We start from the raw sequence: 17,326 nt of genomic DNA on the forward strand, positions 1-17,326 counted from the left end.
GGACGTTTGTGACGAGTGGGAAGATGGTGAAGGCGCTGGATTGATTTTTTAATTATACCCATCTGAATTATATAAAATTTCTATGGCATTTTATGTTTATCATAACGATGTTAAACGGAGGATATTTCAGAAGCTGTTGCATAAACAATCTTTCGTAAAGGAAATATCCATGTCATGGAACAAAGATGGCGCAATATCATATGCGAAATCACACGCGCAACCCAGCAGCACGGGTTATTGTGCTCGTTACGTAACAGAAGCGATCAGAGCGGGTGGTCGATTAAAAATCCCCAACACGCGTCTGGCAAAAGATATGGGGCGCACATTAGTCAATGCAGGCTTACCGCAACATACAACCTCATTACGAACTGTTCAGGCATGATTAATGAAACCACTCTACTTTTTACTGTTCGCCCTGTCTCCGCTCGCGGCCGCAGAAAACATTTATGCACCGGGTCAGGCGGCGCTTAAATTCAATCAATGGTATATAGCGCAGTTAGATCAGAACAAACCGCCCGTACTCAATCCAGACATTATGAACGAGTACGTAGCCTCAGGGACCATTGCAGCAATTAAAGAAATGTACTCTGGCGACAGTAACGACAAAGATATGCCCGATGCGGATATGTTTATCAAAGCGCAGGACTGGGATGATGACTGGAATCAGATAACCGTCTTACATTCTGATTTTGACGCCGTTTGCACAAACGTCTATGTCGCATTTGGTAAGAAGCAAGATCATGTTATTGCAGATTGTCTCGTTGAAGAGCAAGGAAAATGGAAAGTGCGATCGGCGACGCTAATTAAGTAGCAGGCATAAACTCCCTGTCGTAATAATAAAGGCACATGGTAGCCAAATGACTACCATGTGCAATTAATTAACTCTTCACGCGCTTCGCAATAATCTCATCCGCCACATTCCGCGGAGCTTCCGCAAAATGATGGAACTCCATCGTATACGTCGCGCGCCCCTGGGACATCGAGCGCAGCGTGGTGGCGTAGCCAAACATTTCAGCCAGCGGGACGTCAGCGCGAATAATCTGGCTGCCGTACTGCTCTGCCATCCCCTGCACCATGCCGCGGCGGGAGGAGAGATCGCCCATAATGTTCCCGGCATACTCTTCCGGCGTTTCCACCTCAACGTGCATCACCGGCTCAAGAATAACCGGATCCGCCCGCCGCGCGCCCTCTTTGAAGCCGAGGATCGCCGCCATGCGGAAGGCCATCTCCGAGGAGTCAACGTCATGGTAGGAACCAAACGTCAGGGTCGCTTTCACATCGACAACCGGATAGCCCGCCAGCACACCCGTATTCATGGCTTCTCGCAAGCCTTTTTCCACCGACGGGATGTACTCCCGCGGCACTACCCCGCCTTTGGTGGCATCTTCAAACACAAAACCACTTCCGGCTGCTAACGGCTCCAGACTCAGGACCACATGACCGTACTGCCCTTTCCCGCCGGACTGTCGGACAAATTTACCTTCAATATCCTTCACCGCTTTACGCAGGGTTTCACGGTAGGTGACCTGCGGACGACCAATGTTTGCCTCAACGCCAAACTCACGCTTCATGCGGTCAACGATGATTTCGAGATGCAGTTCGCCCATCCCGGAGATAATGGTCTGACCGGACTCTTCGTCCGTGTGCAGGCGGAAAGACGGATCCTCCGCCGCCAGGCGCTGTAGGGCGATCCCCATTTTCTCCTGATCGGCCTTGGTTTTCGGCTCAATCGCCAGCGAAATAACCGGGTCCGGGAACTCCATCCTTTCAAGGGTGATCACCGCATTCGGGTCGGTCAGCGTGTCACCGGTGGTGACGTCTTTCAGCCCGACACAGGCTGCGATATCCCCTGTGCGCAACTCGTCCACCTCATGGCGGTCGTTGGCATGCATCAGCACGATGCGCCCGATTCGCTCTTTTTTGCCCTTTACCGGGTTATAAACCGCGTCGCCTTTGCGCAGTATGCCGGAATAGACACGAATAAAGGTCAACTGTCCGACGTATGGATCGCTCATCAGCTTGAAGGCCAGCGCAGAGAATGGTTCATCATCGCTTGGGTGGCGCTCGGCGTGCTGTCCATCTTCGTCTACCCCATCAATAGCGGGCACGTCCAGTGGAGACGGCATCAATTCAATCACCGCGTCGAGCATGCGCTGCACACCCTTGTTCTTGAAAGCGCTGCCGCACAGCATGGGCTGTATTTCACCGGAGATCGTCCGGATCCGTAGCCCTTTGATGATTTCCGCTTCATCCAGTTCGCCCGTCTCAAGGTACTTATCCATAAGCTCATCGCTGGCTTCTGCCGCAGACGAGACCATTTTTTCTCGCCACGTCTGCGCGGTGCTCAGCAGATCGTCGGGCACCGGCGCGTAGGTGAACGCCATGCCCTGGGTTGCATCATCCCAAAGAATGGTGCGCATCTTGATGAGATCAACCACGCCGGTGAAGTGTTCCTCTGCGCCCACGGGGATCACAATCGGGACCGGATTAGCTTTCAGCCGCTCCTGCATCATCCGCACCACGCGGAAGAAATCCGCACCCGGGCGGTCCATTTTGTTGACGAATGCCAGACGCGGGACGTGATATTTATTCGCCTGACGCCAGACGGTTTCCGACTGCGGCTGCACGCCGCCGACGGAGTCATAAACCATCACCGCGCCGTCGAGCACACGCATGGAACGTTCCACCTCAATGGTGAAATCCACATGCCCGGGGGTGTCGATAATATTGATGCGGTGCGGTTCAAAGCCTCTGTCCATGCCGGGCCAAAAACAGCTCACCGCCGCCGACGTAATGGTGATCCCGCGCTCCTGCTCCTGCGCCATCCAGTCGGTGGTTGCCGCGCCATCGTGTACTTCACCCAGCTTGTGGCTCATCCCGGTGTAAAACAGGATGCGCTCAGTGGTGGTTGTTTTGCCCGCATCGATATGCGCGGAGATACCGATGTTGCGATAACGTTCGAGTGGAATGGGTCGGGGCATGATATTTCCTTACGTCTTCATGACGGGTTTGTGACGACCAGGATAGTCGCGTGTTTGTTCGTTTGTTATAATAGTCCTATTGTACGAGTATTATCGAACTATTTTTTAACGGTTGACCTATTGTTGATATAGCTCAATCTCACGCGAGACGCAGGAAAACGATGATCCCAAACCACCCGGAACCTGAACAAATACTGCTGGAAAATGTGCTGTTCGCCCTCGGCAATCCGCTGCGGCTGGCGATTATTCGACGGCTGGCCGACGGCAGTGAGCTGAGCTGCAACGCGCTGCGCCCGGACGAGGTGGTGAAATCAACCATGACTCACCACTGGCGTGTACTGCGCGACAGCGGCGTGATCTGGCAGCGCCCGCAGGGGCGCGAGAATATGATTTCACTGAGAAGAGAAGATCTGGACGCCCGCTTTCCGGGGCTGATGGCAATCCTGTTACAGTCGAAATCATAAGCGCTCTGACTGTTGCCCTTCGGCCAGCGCGCGCAGCGTAGCTTTGAGCCAGTTCGTGACGCCTCGTTTCCCGCTGCGCTTGTGCGAATAAATTTTTACTTCAAACGGACTGATGTGGAACGGTAAATCAAAAATTTTAATACGGGTAGCTGGCAGCAGCTTTTCAGCGGCGAATCGCGGTAACGCCATCAGCAGATCGCTTTCTGCAATAACAAACGGGGCGCTGAGCATAGACGGGGTTTTGATCGCAATGTGTCGGGTATAACCCATGCGTTCCAGCTGCAAATCCAGCACCCCCTGCTTCTCATTCCACGGCGTAACCACAAGATGCCGGGCGGCGAGATAATCCTCCAGCGTGAGCGCGCTCCGGCTCGCATTGCTAATCACCACATATTCATCTTCGAACCAGCTGATCTCTTCCAGCTCCGGGTACCGGCGATCCTCAATGGTGCTGAATCCCAGGGCCAGATCCACCTCTCCTGCCAGTAATTCCGTCAACGCCGGGCTGTGCGGCAAATATCGTAATTCCAGACGCAAGCCAGGCGCCGCATGTTGAAGCGTATTCATGAGCGCAGGGAATATGCAGAACGCGGTAAAGTCCGTTATCGCGATCTGCAAACACGCTGTACTGATAGCAGGATCAAATTCCGGCTGCGGCGACAGCTCCTGGTCGAGATATTTCAGGGCCGATGCAATAACTGGCGCAAGCTGGGTGGCATAGACGCTGGGACACATTCGATGTCCTTCCCGGTAGAACAGCGGGTCGTTGAGCGAAACACGCAGACGTGACAGGGCATGGCTGAGCGCCGAGGTGCTCATCGCCAGCTCATCTGCCGCAAGTCGAACGGAACTGTGGCGATAAATCGCGTCAAAAACCGGCAGAAGGTTTAAATCAAGGCGCCTTAAGGCTGGATGCATAATATTCATCATTTATTGATTTCATTGCACTTAATTCTTCTGACATTAGCCTTTATGCTTATCCCCATCAACTACAAACAAAGATAAAGGGAAAGGAATGAGCATTACGATTCGTCAGGCGCGACCTGAAGATGCAGCGGCAATATACGATATGATTTACGAACTCGCAGTCTATGAAAAAGCGCCAGAAGAAGTGGTCACCACGCCGGACGAAATCCGTAAAACGCTGTTTGGTGCAGACAGTAAAACCGAAGCGCTGGTTGCCGAATATGCAGGCCATGCTGTGGGGTATGCCGTTTTTTTCACCAGCTATTCCACCTGGCTTGGTCGCAACGGCATCTATATGGAAGATTTGTATGTCTCCCCGGAATACCGCAGCAAGGGTGCGGGAAAAGCACTGCTTAAAAATATCGCGCAATGCGCAGTGGAACGTCACTGCGGCCGGCTGGAATGGAGCGTGCTTGACTGGAACCAGTCTGCAATTGATTTTTATCTGAGCATCGGCGCGGTACCGCAGTCCGAATGGGTACGCTATCGTCTTGATGGCGAGGCATTGCGGGCATTTGCTGAGTAGCAATGCCATCGCGTGAAACGCCCCTCTTTCTAAGGGGCATAATGTCAATGAAAGCGTTGCTGAAGCACGGTATACCTGAGAAAGAGATTACCGCCTTTTTTGTCTTCTCTGAGACGCTCGACGATTCAGCGACCGAGGCTCATTCCGGCTGCGTCAGGCTATAGACAGGGATCCGCCGGGTTGTCATCGTTAGCGTATCAAACACCTCAGTCTCTGACGTCACAATCCTCGTGCCCGTTTTTCTTAGCCTCTGCACATCGGCCGCGATACGCTGAATGCCAAACCAGAAAAGCCCGTCGAGCGCCGTTACAGATAGTCCATTTTCGAGTGCCAGTTTGAGTCGTTCCCTGGGCGCTTTCACCTGCTGTGCAATTTGCCGGTAAGGTACTTCACTTCCGCCAGTGCTGTCGCTTCGCTGGATCCGCGTTTTCAGGTGATAGGTAAATTCGTCAGGAACACTTTCCAGGTCCTGTTTAAGGCTGTAAACGCAGCCAAACCGCTTGCCGTTGAACAGGACATTTTTTTGACTGAGCTGGAACTCATTTCTGATCCCATCAATCAACTGCGGGGCGCGGGTGAGGAGTAACCGGAAGGGAAGCTCAAAGCTGGTCACATAATCCACATTCAGCAGCGCGAGACGCAAACGCTCTTCCGCACCGGATTTTTGCTCGCGACACTCGCGCATCACATCTGCCCACTGGCGGGTCAGACGTTCTGGCTCGGCGACTTCGGTGAGGATATATTTTTCAAGGTGATAGTCGACTCTTCCGGTCATATTTTGCATCCCGACAAGGTGGATGCGGTAATTCTATCCAGCGGCGCAGATTTTATAAAGGGCGGAGCGCAACGGCATCCGCCCCCTGTGTTACTGCTGGATACTCGACCGATCCGACATATCGCTGGCAGCGAAAGTTCTGACTGAGGACTGGACCTGTTTTTTTCGCGCATACCGGTCCGGTTGCCCTTCAGGACGCGTTTTGAAGCGACGATGCAGCCACATATATTGCTCGGGTGCCATCATCACCGCACGCTCAATCGCCCTGTTCATCTGCGTAGCCACGGCCACTTTATCGCCTCCCTGCAAGGTATCGCTAATATCGTCCAGGATAATCAGCTCATACCCTGTGCCGTCTGCTTTTCTGCGTGGTACAAACGGGATCACGGCCGGTCTGGCACTCTTCACCAGCATATAGCTCCCGGCAGTTGTCGCGGCGTCCGGGACGGCAAAAAACGGCACAAACACGCTATTCGTTTTTCCATAGTCGTGATCCGGGGCATACCACAGGATCTCGTTTTGCTTAAGCGCGCGGATCATGCCCTTCAAATCGTAACGGTCGAGCATGGTTTTATTGGAACGCAGACGACCGCGCGTCTGTAGCCAGTCGAGCAATGCATTGTTGTTGGGACGATAGACACCAATACCCGCGTTGAGCATGCCAAAGATGCGTGCGCCTAATTCCAGCGTGAGAAAATGCATGCCAATGAGCACCACGCCCCTTCCTTGCGCCCTTGCCTGTTCCATATGTTCGTAGCCGGTCACGCTGAAGTGTTTGCGCACGCGCCAGTCAGGCCAGAACCACGCGATGCCCGTTTCGATGACGCCCATTCCAACCGATTCAAAATTACGCTCAAGCAAACGCTCGCGCTCACCCTCTTTCATCTCCGGAAAGCAAAGCTCAAGATTTCGTCTGGCGATTGCCACGCGGCGTGGAAGCAGACGCATGGCCAGACGCCCGAGTCCGTGCCCTGCTTTTAACAGAAGCGAATATGGGAGCTGGACCGTACACCAGAGTGCGGCGATGCCTGCCCAACTGAGCCAGTAACGAGGATGAATAAAGGCGAGTGAAAACCGAGGTAATTTTGTCATGAAAAAATTATCCTTTTACTATCTGTACTTAATCTGGTGCAGTTGTAGTGCTTACCTGCTGATTTAACGAATATTGTTCGGAGGAGTGAATTGTAGCGGAAACGTTGTGCTGTTTATTATCGATTTTTGCGAAAGGAATGAAAGGCGGGGATCGCCGGGTGATACTGCACCACCCGGCAGGCGAGTTACATCGAATAGCCGGGCTTCTTAATCAGTTCATCCAGTTTAGGTCCAATCTCGGTATCCCAGACCTGCGCCTTCCAGTCAGCTTCCTGGACTTCGTGAAGCGCCACGGAGATTGAGCGATCTTTGCTGTTCAGATGACGGACTATCGTTTCGGCGATATCCGCCGCCAGGGCCGTTTTTTGTTCGTCAGTCAGATCGCGTGGAAAACATTTGATATCAACGTGAGGCATGGGCAGGGCTCCTTTTATAGGTTAGCGTTCCACGTTATCAGATTATGTCGTTAGCTTTTAGCACCTTGTGCAGTTCTGGCAACGCGCAGACGGCATCCGCGATGGCGGTGATATTAGGTGCGTTGGTGGTAAACCACTCATGACCTGGCCCCCAGGTACGCACGACGGCAATATAGACGTCAAGCAGCGTAAGCTGTTGGCCAAAGGCATAAGGCGAGGCGCTGAGCTGGCTGTCAAACCACAGATAGAGGGATTTCCGGTACTCAATACAGTTTTTCTTCAGCTGTTCCGGGGCATCAGGCACCCAGCGTTCCGGGTAATCTGCATACGTAAAGGTGGGATAGACGTTCGCCACAAACCAGATGAGCAGGCGCTGAAACTGCTGGCGCTCGGCCTGCCCAACGGGCGGCGCGAGGTCGGGTCGTCTGTCGAGCACCATCAGGGCGATCGCCGCGGTTTCCGTCACGATCGCCCCATTTTCCAGCTCCAGCGTCGGCACCTGGCACAGCGGGTTCAGTTTCAACAGCAATTCGCGCTGCGGGCCGGGCTGGTCAAACCCATCCACGTTGACGAACTGATACGGGATGTCTGCCAGAGTCAGCATCACCTCACTGATTGCCGATCCCCAGCCGGGTACGCCATAGAGTTTGATCATGTTGCCTCCTCAGGGATGAAAACCCTAAGTGTATACCCGTCATACTTCAAGTTGCAGGTGCGTTGGCTGCATTCACTCACCCCAGTCACGTACTTATGTACGCTCCCGGGGATTCGTTCCCTTGCCGCCTTCCTGCAACTCGAATTATTTAGGGTATAGAGCACCATTAGTAGGTTATCCCGGGCGGATTAACGTCTGAAGACGTCACCGCTTCGCCCGCTTCCCCCCAGCGCGCCAGCACCTTTTGATAATCCCCGCGCTTAATCGCACCGTCCAGCGCAGCCTGCAACGCATACACCAGCCCATTGCCTTTTTTGGTTGTGGTGGCGACATAGGCTTTCTTCGGGCCTAATCCCACGACGCGGGTTTTGCCGGTTAACGCGGCTTTGTAGGCCGAAACGGACTGCGGTCCAAAGAAGACATCCGCCCTGCCGGACTGAATATAGAGATTGCCTGAGGCGTCGTCGGTCAGATAAACCGGCAACGCAGGCTCGCGTCCGGCCTTTTTATTCTCTTCGTTCCAGCCCAGCAGAATACATTCCTGATTGGTGCCTGACCCGACAATCACCTTTTTACCGGCCAGATCTTCCCACTGGTGATCGACTGTACGTTGCTGGTGGATTTCACCGAGAAGGCCAGGGAATCGACGCGATAGGTTGCAAAATCGAACTTCTCCTTACGTTGCTCGGTGACGGCGATATTCACCAACGCCACGTCATAGCGCCCGGAAGTGATCCCCAGCGGCCAGTCTTCCCACGCCGTTGGCACCAGCTTCAGCTTCAGCCCCAGACTGCCCGCCAGCAACCGGGCGATATCCGGGTCGCTGCCAATACGGGTGCGGTTATCACTGGCCAGCAGCGCCAGCGGCGGAGAATTCAGGGCTGAAATCGCCACCGTGAGGGTACCCGGCTCAACAAATTTATAGTTCGCCGGGATTTTCGCCACTGCCTGTTGATCAACCGTCACTGGCAGCGGCTGTTCGTTGGCCTTTAAATCAATGCTGGCGTGGCTCGCTGTCGTGAAGACCAGCCCCGCCAGGAGTCCATATTTCATCTGCGCTCCTTACAGCACTTTTGAGAGGAACTGGCGCGTTCGCGGATGCGACGGTCGGTTTAACACGTCGTCGCTGCTGCCCTGCTCCACAATTTTACCGTCGACCATAAATACCACCTGGTCCGCCACTTCCCGGGCAAAGCCGATCTCATGGGTGACCACCACCAGCGTAGTGCCGGAGCGGGCGAGCTTTTTAATCACGTCCAGCACTTCGCCAACCAGTTCCGGATCCAGCGCCGAGGTTGGTTCATCAAACAGCATCACGCGCGGGCGCAGCGCCAGCGCGCGGGCAATGGCGATGCGCTGCTGTTGGCCGCCGGAGAGGTGACGCGACCAGGCATCGGCTTTATCGCGCAGACCTACCACATCCAGAAGGCTGTAGGCGTTTTCAATAGCCTCTTTTTTACTGAACTTTTTATGCGCGATGGGTGCTTCAACCAGGTTTTCCAGCACCGTAAGATGCGGAAAAAGATTGAAGTTCTGAAACACGTACCCAACGTTGACGCGCTGTTTGAGGATCTCTTTCTCTTTGAGCTCGTAGAGTTTGTCACCCTGACGGCGATAGCCGATGTAATCCCCGTCAATCTGAATAAAGCCTTCGTCTACGCGCTCCAGATGGTTAATAGTGCGCAGCAGCGTCGATTTTCCCGAACCAGAGGGTCCGAGGATCACCGTCACGGAGCCCGGTGGGATCTCAAGCGTGACGTTATCGAGCGCTTTATGTCGGCCAAAAAACTTACTGACGCCGGTTATGGAAATGTGTCCTTCAGGAGAGGCTTGCATGAACGGGCTCCTGTGCTGACGAAGTGGTGACGGAACGCGCGCGGCTGGTCGCCCGGCTCTGGTTTACGGCGGAGCGGCGCTCGCTGCGGGCGAGTCCACGCTCAATAACATGCTGGATGGCAGACAGTACGGTGGTGATCACCAGATACCAGACGGCCCCCACCATCAACAGCGGGATCACCTCCTGGGTGCGGTTGTAGATCATCTGGATCGTGTAGAACAGTTCCGGCATCGCCAGCACGTAAACCATCGCCGTCCCTTTGGCGAGGCTGATGATTTCGTTAAACCCGGACGGCAGGATGGTGCGCAGCGCCTGGGGGAGAATTATGCGCACGGTGCGACGCCACGCCGGCAGACCCAGCGCAGCGGCCGCCTCATACTGACCGTGGTCGACCCCAAGGAAGCCCCCGCGAATGATCTCCGCAGTATAGGCGCTCTGCACCAGCGTCAGCCCCACGATGGCGGTAGAAAACTGCCCGAGAACGTTGATGGTTTCAAAGCTGCCCCAGGTAATGCCGGTAAAAGGCACGCCGAGAGAGAGCGTGTCGTAGAGATAGGAGAAGTTATAGAGGATAATCAGTACCACGATCAGCGGCAGCGATCGGAACAGCCAGATGTAACCCCACGCCAGGCTGTTCAACAGCCATGATGACGAGAGCCGAGCCAGCGCCAGCATGCCGCCAATCACCACGCTCAGTACGGTGCTTATCAACGTCAGCAGCAGCGTCTGTCCGACGCCTTCGAGGATCACCGGGTCAAAGAACCAGCGGGCAAATACCGCCCATTCCCAGCGCGGATTAAAGGCCACGGACTGGATCACGACCGCCAGCACAAACAGCGCCACCACGGCGCCAGCAGCGCGCAGCGGATAACGTGCCGGGACCACTTTTATGGTTTCAACGTTGCTCATCGTCGCTCCTTATGCGGTTTTGCTGAGCGCTTCGCGGATCAGCGTCTTGGTGAAACGCAGCCGACCGTCGAACGGCGGCTGGCTATACTCTTCCGGGTCGCGGTTGAGATCGAACTGCGGCTGATACCCCTGACTGAGATAGAGCCGCACCGCCTCCGGCTGACGAAACCCCGTAGTCAGGTAGATGTGGCTGTAACCCGCCAGCACCGCCCGGCGCTCCAGCTCCTGTACCACGCGCGCGGCCAGTCCCTGCTGGCGCAGCGTTTTATTCGTCCAGATACGTTTGATCTCTGCGGTATGTTCGTCGAAGGGCTTGTACGCCCCGGTGGCGATGATCTCGCCATCGCGCTCCAGGACGATAAACAGCCCCTGCGGCGCCAGGTACCACTCTGTCAGCTCGACTTCCGCATCCTTTGAAAAGTAGTCGCCGTAACGAGCGGCGTACTCACCGAAAAGCCCCGCGATAATGGGTTGAAGATCGGCATCTTCCGGCGAAACGTCACGAAATTGTTCAAGCATAGCGCCTCCTTAATCGCCCAGACCCGCCGGGTTAACTTCGGAGCTGGAGATACGCTCCACGCCTTCCCCCCAGCGGTTCAGCACCTTTTCGTAATCTCCGTTCTTGATCGCGCCGTTCAGCGCGGTTTGAACCGGTTCGACCAGGCCGCTGCCTTTTTTCAGCGTCACCGCGATATGCGCCGCCTTCGGCCAGCCGCCGTCGACGCTGCCGACAAGTTTGGTTTTACCGTTGAGCGCCGCTTTCCAGGCGCCGATCACGTTCGGGCCAAAGTAGGCGTCCGCGCGTCCGGACTGAAGCGCCAGCGTTTGGGCCGCGTCGTCTTTGGTGTAGATCGGCGTAAAAGGTTTAAGCCCTTTTTTGAGGTTCTCTTCGTTCCATGCCAGCAGAATGGCTTCCTGGTTGGTGCCGGAACCCACGATGATGCGCAGCCCGGCGATATCCTCTGCCTTCACAAGCGAGTTGATGGGACTGGTGGATTTCACGTAGAAGCCAAGTGAATCCTTGCGATAGGTGGCGAAGTCGAACTTCTCTTTGCGCGCTTTGGTGACGGTGATGTTGCTGATAGCCGCATCGTATTTCCCGGAGGCCACCCCCAGCGGCCAGTCCTCCCAGGAGGTGGGAACCACGTTCAGCTCCAGCCCAAGGCTGTCCGCCACCAGACGCGCAATGTCGACCTCACTTCCCAGCAGGGTCTTGTTGTCGTCGGAAAAGACCGTCAGCGGCGGTTGATTCAGTCCCGCCACCGCCACGGTAAATTTCCCCGGCACGGCAAAGCGATAGTCTTTCGGCAGTTGCGCGATCGCATCGCTGTTTTTGGCGGTATTGATCGGCGTTTTATTGGCCTCAATGCTCACGCCGGTGCCGTTAATATTGACGTTCTCTGCCCAGACGACAGGGGTAAAGGCCAGCGCAAGCGCCAGAATAAGCGATGATTTCTGCATAGCGTTTTTCTCTTTTATTGTTGTGTGAACTGATTTTTGGGCTCATCTAAGCCCAGACTTTCGCGCAGCGTGGTGCCGGGATAGTCGGTGCGGAACAGGCCGCGCGCCTGTAAAAGGGGGACCACCTGGTCGACAAAGCGCGGGAAGGTGTCCGGCGTACCGCCCTGAATGATGAAGCCATCCGCCGCCTTCTCCTCGAACCAGGCCTGTAAACCATCGGCCACCTGCTCCGGTGTGCCGGAAAAACGCGGGCGCGGCGATGCGGCTTCCAGCGCGACCTGACGCAGAGTTAAGTTGCGCTCACGGGCGTTACGCTTGATTTCATCGGTGGTGCTGCGGAAGCTGTTTTTGCCCAAATCGCCAATATCCGGGAACGGCGCGTCGAGAGAATACTGGCTGAAGTCGTGATGCTCGAAATAACGTCCAAGGTAATTCAGCGCATCATTAATGGAGACCAGTGCCGCCGTGGTTTGATACTGGTTTTCTACGTCATCGGCGTCGTTTCCAACAATCACGCTGACGCCCTGGAATATATGTAAATCCCCTGCGCGGCGGCCGTGACTTTCAAGCTGCTGTTTAACATCGCGGTAAAAAGCCTGGGCTTCTTCCCGCGTGTCATGGTGGGTAAAGATGGCGTCAGCGTGTTTTGCCGCCAGCTTTTTACCGTCGTCGGACGCACCAGCCTGAAAGACAATCGGACGTCCCTGCGGCGTGCGGCCAATATTCAGCGGGCCGGAAACCTGGAAGAAATCACCGTGGTGATCCAGAGTATGCAGTTTCGACGCATCAAAGAACTGTCCGCTCTCTTTATTGCGGATAAAGGCATCCCCTTCCCAGGAATCCCACAGCCCCTTCACCACGTCGAGATACTCATCGGCAATGCGGTAGCGCAGCGCATGCTCCGGGTGTTTTTCGCGGGAGAAGTTCTTGGCTGACCCTTCCAGCGGTGACGTCACCACGTTCCAGCCCGCGCGTCCGTTGCTCAGGTGATCGAGGCTGGCGAACTGGCGTGCAGCGGTGAAAGGCTCGCTGTACGAGGTGGATAACGTGCCGACCAGCCCCAGGCGCGAGGTGATACTCGCCAGCGCGGACAACAGCGTCAGCGGCTCAAAGCGGTTTAAAAAATGCGGAATGGATTTCTCGTTAATATAAAGACCGTCGGCCACAAATATAAAGTCGAGCTTGCCCTCTTCTGCTTTTAAAGCCGTTTCTTTGACGAAATCAAAATTAATGCTGGCATCCGCGACCGCCGCCGGGTGGCGCCAGGCAGACATATTTCCGGATGCACCATGCAAAATGGTCCCCAGCCGCAATTGACGATGTGCAGACATATTCACCTCAAATTAATTAAACGTGTTGCAGGGCTTTTTCCGCGAGCTGAGCAAAATAGCGGGCAGCGGGTTCGATTAATGCTTCGTCCGGGTTAAATGCCGGGTGATGTAACCCAAACGGACTGTTGCTGCCAATGCTGACAAACGCGCCGGGTATGTTTTGCAGATAGACCGCGAAATCCTCCCCGCCCATGTGCAGTTCCGCATGCCGGGTTTCATATCCCGCTTCGCGCGCGACCGAGGTGGCAAACCCGGCCCAGTGTTCATCGTTCACCAGCGCGGTGGGCCCGGCGTACCAGGTGATGTTGATCTGCGCGCTAAAGGCGCTGGCAAATCCGGCGGCGATTTCACCGACGCGCGCTTTCACGTTCTGCTGCACTTCCGTACGGTGCGTGCGCAGCGTGCCCTCCAGCTCAACGCTTTCCGGCAGCACGTTCCAGGTATTCCCCCCGGCGATGCGCGTCACGCTCAGAACAACCGAATCCAGCGTATTGACGTTACGGCTGGCAACGCTTTGCAGCGCGGTCACCAGCTGGCTTGCCAGCACGATGGCGTCGTTGCCTTCATGGGGACGTGCGGCATGCGCGCCTTTGCCGGTAACATGAATAACGAAGCGATCGACGTTCGCATAGAATGGGCCGCCGCGCGTAGCAAACTCGCCGACCGGCAGTGAAGGCTCGTTATGCATTCCGAAAATCGCGCGTACGTCACGTAACGCCCCGGCCCGCACCATACTTTTTGCTCCGCCGAAATTCTCTTCCGCAGGCTGGAACAGGATCCGCACGCGACCGTTGAGCGAGGCTTCCCGCTCCTTTAGCTTTAACGCAGCGCCGAGGATCACGCTGGTGTGGATGTCATGGCCACAGGCATGCATCACCCCCGCACGCCGGGAGCTAAACGGCACCCCACTGCGCTCGTCGATGGGTAACGCGTCGATATCGGCACGCAGCGCAACCAGTGCGTTGCCCGTGCCGATCTCCGCAACCAGCCCGGTCTGGAGATCGTAAGGCAGCGGTGCAATACCGGCCGCCGTCAGCCACTCGCGCAGGCGCGCCGTTGTTTCGACCTCCTGACCGGAGAGTTCAGGGTTCTGGTGCAGCTCACGGCGCCAGGCAATCAGTTGTTCGCTAAAGCTCATACGGTCACCTCCCTGTTAAATCGCGCCTCGGCCAGCAGTCGCAGTGACTGCGCGCGCGTTGCGCCATCAGCGACCGGCGTGTCGATGATAAATTCGTCAATTCCCCACTGCTGATGCAGCGCGTTGAGCTGTTCAAGCACCGACGCCGCCGTTCCGGCCAGCAGAGACTGCGCCCGACGCGCGATGCGCACCGGGTCACTCCCCGCCTGCCGCGCAAAGGCGTAGGCCTGTTCTTCGCTGGCCACGGTGACGCGCTGTCCGTTTACCAGCTCCACGCCCCACACTTCAACCTTCTGCGCCAGCGCATCGGCCTCAGCCTGGGTTGGGGCAACAATGACCTGCACGGCCACAATCACCTCCCGGACGCTGTGTTGACGCCACGCTGTGACGACCTCGCGCAGCAGCTCAGGATCACCGTTCAGATGGGCGGCAAAGACAAAATGCCAGTCGAGGGAGGCCGCCAGTAGCGCGCTTTCGGTACTGGCGCCCAGCAGAAATCCCCGGGCAGGCACCGGCGGCAGCGGCGTGGCGCGAACGTCCTCCTCCGCTGACTGATTTTCAGGGCGGATCCAGCGATCAAGCTGCGTCAGTTGTTCAGTAAAGCTGCCTTTTTCCTGCGGATTTAGGCCGTACTGCAAGGCGCGGGTAGAGAGCGGCAGACCGCCGGGCGCTTTGCCAACGCCCAGATCAACCCGGCCCGGCGCAATGGCGGCCAGTACGTTAAAATTTTCGGCGACTTTATAGGGGCTGTAATGTTGCAGCATGACGCCGCCTGAGCCCACGCGAATACGTTTTGTTTGCCCGAGGATCCAGGCAATCAGCAGCTCCGGCGAGGGGCTGGCAAGCTGCGGGGTATTGTGGTGTTCGGCAATCCAGAAGCGGTGATAACCCAGCGTTTCTGCCTGTTGCGCCAGTGCTAAGGTTCGCGCCAGCGCATCGGCGGCTGTTTCGTGTTCTGCGACGGGGCTTTTATCCAGAATGCTGATTCGCCATGACATGTTGCGTTCTCGTTTGACTTAACATGTCGTCATTATTAAAGGCGGATTTCACCTCTGAGAAACAATTAATTTACATTTGGATTGCCGGAAATCAGCTATAGCTTACCGCTACTCGTTCGGATACTGCTCGTCGGTGACCTTCTCCAGCCATGCCACCGGGCTCCCGTCGACAGCTTCTGCGATGGCGATATGGGTCATGGCCGTCTGCGCGCTTGCGCCGTGCCAGTGCTTCACGCCGGGTGGGATCCAGGCGATATCACCCTGATTCAGCGGTTCCGCCTCTTTCCCCCACTCCTGTAACCAGCCGCGCCCCTGCGTCACGATCAGCGTTTGTCCAAGAGGATGCGTATGCCAGGCGGTACGTGCGCCGGGTTCAAAGGTGACGGTCGCGCCGCCGACTTTTGCCGGTTCAGTCGCCTGGAAAGGTGCGTCAATGCGCACGCTGCCGGTAAACCAGGCCTCTGGCCCATGAACGGAAGGTAGCGAACCGCTACGGATAATTTTCATGATCTACTCCTCGTTTGCTATTGCGTTAACAGTAGCGTAAAGCCATGGGGAGCATTAGAGTGCATAATCAGAAAGGAACTATGAGTTCAATTCATAAATAGGATAAGCCGCCATGTTAAAAGACAACTTCAACGATCTGCTCTCCTTTATGGTTGTCGCCCGGGAGCGCAGTTTTACCCGCGCCGCGGCGCAGCTTGGGGTATCTCAGTCGGCGCTCAGTCACGCAATGCGCAATCTGGAAGCGAGGCTGGAAGTCCGTCTGTTAACCCGCACCACCCGCAGCGTGGCCCCTACCGAGGCCGGCGAGCAACTCTTCATGCGCTTAAGCCCCCATCTGCTGGAGATCGAGCAGGAACTTACCGCGCTGCGTGATACCCGCGACAGACCTGCCGGGAATATTCGCCTAACCGCCGGGGAGCACGCCATGTCTGCCGTGCTGTGGCCTGTGCTTAAACCCTTTATGGCGCAGTATCCTGACATCAACGTTGAAGTCACGGTGGACGATGGGCTGACAGATATTGTCGATGGCCGCTTTGACGCGGGGGTGCGTCTGGGTGAGCAGGTGGCGAAAGATATGATTGCGATACGTATTGCCCCGGACATGCGCATGGCGGTCGTCGGGTCGGCAGACTATTTGCATCGTTTCGGGGTACCGGAAACGCCGGAGCAGCTTGATCAGCACCGCTGCATTAATATGCGCCTGCCCACACGCGGCGGATTATATGCCTGGGAATTTGAACGGGACGGACGTGAGCTGCGCGTGCGGGTTGACGGCCAATTGATCCTCAACAGCCTGCCGCAACGCATTGATGCCGCCGAAAACGGTCTGGGGCTGGCGTACGTCCCGGAAGATGCGGTTCAGGACGCCCTTGCTGAGGGCCGGTTAGTGCGTGTGCTTGAAGCCTGGTGTCCGGCTTTTGCCGGTTATCATCTCTATTATCCGAGCCGCCGCCAGCACACTTCCGCGTTTTCATTACTTATCGCAGCTCTGCGGCATCCATAAGCTCTACCTATAGGTAACTATTAAGTAAACCTGATGATTAAATCAGCATTCACAGACCTTTTTGCCTAAAAAAACGTCACGATTCAGCGCGTTGTGATCGCAGTCTGCTCTGACCACACGATTTCCTTCGACGAGCATCACTTTCGGCACGGTTATATTTTGCGTCGCTTATCAATTGCGGGTAGGATGCCTCGCCATGTTTTGCCTTATCCATACACAGAATGACTGGAAAGGCAGCATGTGTCTGCGCAGAAGCAATCGTTTGTT

At 55.9% G+C, this 17,326-nt stretch carries 17 protein-coding genes and 2 pseudogenes; 5 read left to right on the forward strand and 14 right to left on the reverse strand.

The genetic code is table 11. The features are described 5' to 3' along the window. The first annotated feature begins 169 nt into the window (after nt 1-169). Together INF86_RS14275 and INF86_RS14280 are read left to right on the forward strand one after the other, a co-directional pair. The gene (locus INF86_RS14275; protein ID WP_223862043.1) at nt 170-382 is read left to right on the forward strand and encodes a hypothetical protein; all 213 of its coding nucleotides are present in this window, start codon (nt 170-172) and stop codon (nt 380-382) included. Nucleotides 383-385: 3 nt separating this feature from the next. Then, nucleotides 386-811 carry a DUF3828 domain-containing protein gene (locus INF86_RS14280; RefSeq protein WP_003857021.1) on the forward strand — a complete coding sequence of 142 codons (426 nt, stop codon included), beginning with the start codon at nt 386-388 and terminating at the stop codon, nt 809-811. Nucleotides 812-878: 67 nt separating this feature from the next. Here the strand turns inward: INF86_RS14280 and fusA are convergent, their stop codons facing one another. Continuing rightward, nucleotides 879-2,981: an elongation factor G gene (gene fusA / locus INF86_RS14285; protein ID WP_023300184.1), complete on the reverse strand. Its 2,103-nt coding sequence runs from the start codon at nt 2,979-2,981 to the stop codon at nt 879-881. Nucleotides 2,982-3,142: 161 nt separating this feature from the next. Here fusA and INF86_RS14290 point away from each other — a divergent pair, with 161 nt between their 5' ends. Next, nucleotides 3,143-3,445, forward strand: coding sequence for a helix-turn-helix transcriptional regulator (locus INF86_RS14290; protein ID WP_022648218.1), 303 nt, complete (start codon nt 3,143-3,145; stop codon nt 3,443-3,445). Here INF86_RS14290 and INF86_RS14295 read toward each other — a convergent pair. Continuing rightward, nucleotides 3,440-4,375 carry a LysR family transcriptional regulator gene (locus INF86_RS14295; RefSeq protein WP_022648219.1) on the reverse strand — a complete coding sequence of 312 codons (936 nt, stop codon included), beginning with the start codon at nt 4,373-4,375 and terminating at the stop codon, nt 3,440-3,442. The genes INF86_RS14290 and INF86_RS14295 overlap by 6 nt on opposite strands. 85 nt (nt 4,376-4,460) lie before the next feature. Between INF86_RS14295 and INF86_RS14300 the strand changes: the two genes are divergently transcribed. Beyond that, entirely contained in the window at nt 4,461-4,937 is a 477-nt protein-coding gene (locus tag INF86_RS14300; RefSeq protein ID WP_022648220.1) for a GNAT family N-acetyltransferase, read from the forward strand. Nucleotides 4,938-5,076: 139 nt separating this feature from the next. On the opposite strand, the gene INF86_RS14305 is transcribed toward INF86_RS14300, so the two are convergent. The 12 genes and pseudogenes from INF86_RS14305 to INF86_RS14365 form a co-directional block, all read right to left on the reverse strand. Continuing rightward, nucleotides 5,077-5,712 (reverse strand): helix-turn-helix domain-containing protein, encoded by a 636-nt coding sequence (locus tag INF86_RS14305; RefSeq protein WP_193543640.1) that lies wholly within the window; start codon nt 5,710-5,712, stop codon nt 5,077-5,079. Nucleotides 5,713-5,802: 90 nt separating this feature from the next. Then, complete coding sequence (locus tag INF86_RS14310; RefSeq protein WP_193543641.1) at nt 5,803-6,804, reverse strand: Kdo(2)-lipid IV(A) acyltransferase; 1,002 nt, start codon at nt 6,802-6,804, stop codon at nt 5,803-5,805. A gap of 185 nt (nt 6,805-6,989) precedes the next feature. Next, on the reverse strand, nt 6,990-7,220 hold the full coding sequence (pptA, locus tag INF86_RS14315; RefSeq protein WP_022648223.1) for a tautomerase PptA: 231 nt from the start codon (nt 7,218-7,220) through the stop codon (nt 6,990-6,992). A gap of 37 nt (nt 7,221-7,257) precedes the next feature. Continuing rightward, on the reverse strand, nt 7,258-7,875 hold the full coding sequence (locus INF86_RS14320; protein WP_022648224.1) for a glutathione S-transferase family protein: 618 nt from the start codon (nt 7,873-7,875) through the stop codon (nt 7,258-7,260). Nucleotides 7,876-8,041: 166 nt separating this feature from the next. Next, nucleotides 8,042-8,928, reverse strand: a pseudogene (locus tag INF86_RS14325) (transporter substrate-binding domain-containing protein). Nucleotides 8,929-8,937: 9 nt separating this feature from the next. Further along, nucleotides 8,938-9,711 (reverse strand): amino acid ABC transporter ATP-binding protein, encoded by a 774-nt coding sequence (locus tag INF86_RS14330; RefSeq protein ID WP_022648226.1) that lies wholly within the window; start codon nt 9,709-9,711, stop codon nt 8,938-8,940. Then, nucleotides 9,695-10,621 carry an amino acid ABC transporter permease gene (locus INF86_RS14335; protein WP_023300190.1) on the reverse strand — a complete coding sequence of 309 codons (927 nt, stop codon included), beginning with the start codon at nt 10,619-10,621 and terminating at the stop codon, nt 9,695-9,697. The genes INF86_RS14330 and INF86_RS14335 overlap by 17 nt, the downstream gene beginning before the upstream one ends. Before the next feature lie 9 nt (nt 10,622-10,630). Then, complete coding sequence (locus INF86_RS14340) at nt 10,631-11,140, reverse strand: GNAT family N-acetyltransferase (RefSeq protein ID WP_193543642.1); 510 nt, start codon at nt 11,138-11,140, stop codon at nt 10,631-10,633. A 9-nt stretch (nt 11,141-11,149) separates the two neighbouring features. After that, a pseudogene (locus INF86_RS22475) lies at nt 11,150-13,413 on the reverse strand (NtaA/DmoA family FMN-dependent monooxygenase). A 16-nt stretch (nt 13,414-13,429) separates the two neighbouring features. Further along, on the reverse strand, nt 13,430-14,551 hold the full coding sequence (locus INF86_RS14355) for an amidohydrolase (RefSeq protein WP_017382285.1): 1,122 nt from the start codon (nt 14,549-14,551) through the stop codon (nt 13,430-13,432). Then, nucleotides 14,548-15,549, reverse strand: a complete 1,002-nt coding sequence (locus INF86_RS14360; protein ID WP_022648232.1) for an MsnO8 family LLM class oxidoreductase — start codon at nt 15,547-15,549, stop codon at nt 14,548-14,550. Before INF86_RS14360 ends, INF86_RS14355 begins: the two co-directional genes overlap by 4 nt. A gap of 108 nt (nt 15,550-15,657) precedes the next feature. Then, the gene (locus INF86_RS14365; RefSeq protein WP_022648233.1) at nt 15,658-16,056 is read right to left on the reverse strand and encodes a cupin domain-containing protein; all 399 of its coding nucleotides are present in this window, start codon (nt 16,054-16,056) and stop codon (nt 15,658-15,660) included. A gap of 112 nt (nt 16,057-16,168) precedes the next feature. Here INF86_RS14365 and INF86_RS14370 point away from each other — a divergent pair, with 112 nt between their 5' ends. Continuing rightward, nucleotides 16,169-17,059 carry a LysR family transcriptional regulator gene (locus INF86_RS14370; RefSeq protein ID WP_022648234.1) on the forward strand — a complete coding sequence of 297 codons (891 nt, stop codon included), beginning with the start codon at nt 16,169-16,171 and terminating at the stop codon, nt 17,057-17,059. Nucleotides 17,060-17,326 lie beyond the last annotated feature (267 nt).

The organism is Enterobacter cloacae complex sp. I1M (assembly GCF_014982425.1).
Classification (GTDB): Bacteria; Pseudomonadota; Gammaproteobacteria; order Enterobacterales; family Enterobacteriaceae; genus Enterobacter; species Enterobacter intestinihominis.

Bases quoted from the DNA above. Each gene is read 5' to 3' on its own strand.
- INF86_RS14275 (WP_223862043.1), top strand. From the start codon at position 170: ATGTCATGGAACAAAGATGGCGCAATATCATATGCGAAATCACACGCG.
- INF86_RS14280 (WP_003857021.1), top strand. From the start codon at position 386: ATGAAACCACTCTACTTTTTACTGTTCGCCCTGTCTCCGCTCGCGGCC.
- fusA (WP_023300184.1), bottom strand. From the start codon at position 2,981: ATGCCCCGACCCATTCCACTCGAACGTTATCGCAACATCGGTATCTCC.
- INF86_RS14290 (WP_022648218.1), top strand. From the start codon at position 3,143: ATGATCCCAAACCACCCGGAACCTGAACAAATACTGCTGGAAAATGTG.
- INF86_RS14295 (WP_022648219.1), bottom strand. From the start codon at position 4,375: ATGATGAATATTATGCATCCAGCCTTAAGGCGCCTTGATTTAAACCTT.
- INF86_RS14300 (WP_022648220.1), top strand. From the start codon at position 4,461: ATGAGCATTACGATTCGTCAGGCGCGACCTGAAGATGCAGCGGCAATA.
- INF86_RS14305 (WP_193543640.1), bottom strand. From the start codon at position 5,712: ATGACCGGAAGAGTCGACTATCACCTTGAAAAATATATCCTCACCGAA.
- INF86_RS14310 (WP_193543641.1), bottom strand. From the start codon at position 6,804: ATGACAAAATTACCTCGGTTTTCACTCGCCTTTATTCATCCTCGTTAC.
- pptA (WP_022648223.1), bottom strand. From the start codon at position 7,220: ATGCCTCACGTTGATATCAAATGTTTTCCACGCGATCTGACTGACGAA.
- INF86_RS14320 (WP_022648224.1), bottom strand. From the start codon at position 7,875: ATGATCAAACTCTATGGCGTACCCGGCTGGGGATCGGCAATCAGTGAG.
- INF86_RS14330 (WP_022648226.1), bottom strand. From the start codon at position 9,711: ATGCAAGCCTCTCCTGAAGGACACATTTCCATAACCGGCGTCAGTAAG.
- INF86_RS14335 (WP_023300190.1), bottom strand. From the start codon at position 10,621: ATGAGCAACGTTGAAACCATAAAAGTGGTCCCGGCACGTTATCCGCTG.
- INF86_RS14340 (WP_193543642.1), bottom strand. From the start codon at position 11,140: ATGCTTGAACAATTTCGTGACGTTTCGCCGGAAGATGCCGATCTTCAA.
- INF86_RS14355 (WP_017382285.1), bottom strand. From the start codon at position 14,551: ATGAGCTTTAGCGAACAACTGATTGCCTGGCGCCGTGAGCTGCACCAG.
- INF86_RS14360 (WP_022648232.1), bottom strand. From the start codon at position 15,549: ATGTCATGGCGAATCAGCATTCTGGATAAAAGCCCCGTCGCAGAACAC.
- INF86_RS14365 (WP_022648233.1), bottom strand. From the start codon at position 16,056: ATGAAAATTATCCGTAGCGGTTCGCTACCTTCCGTTCATGGGCCAGAG.
- INF86_RS14370 (WP_022648234.1), top strand. From the start codon at position 16,169: ATGTTAAAAGACAACTTCAACGATCTGCTCTCCTTTATGGTTGTCGCC.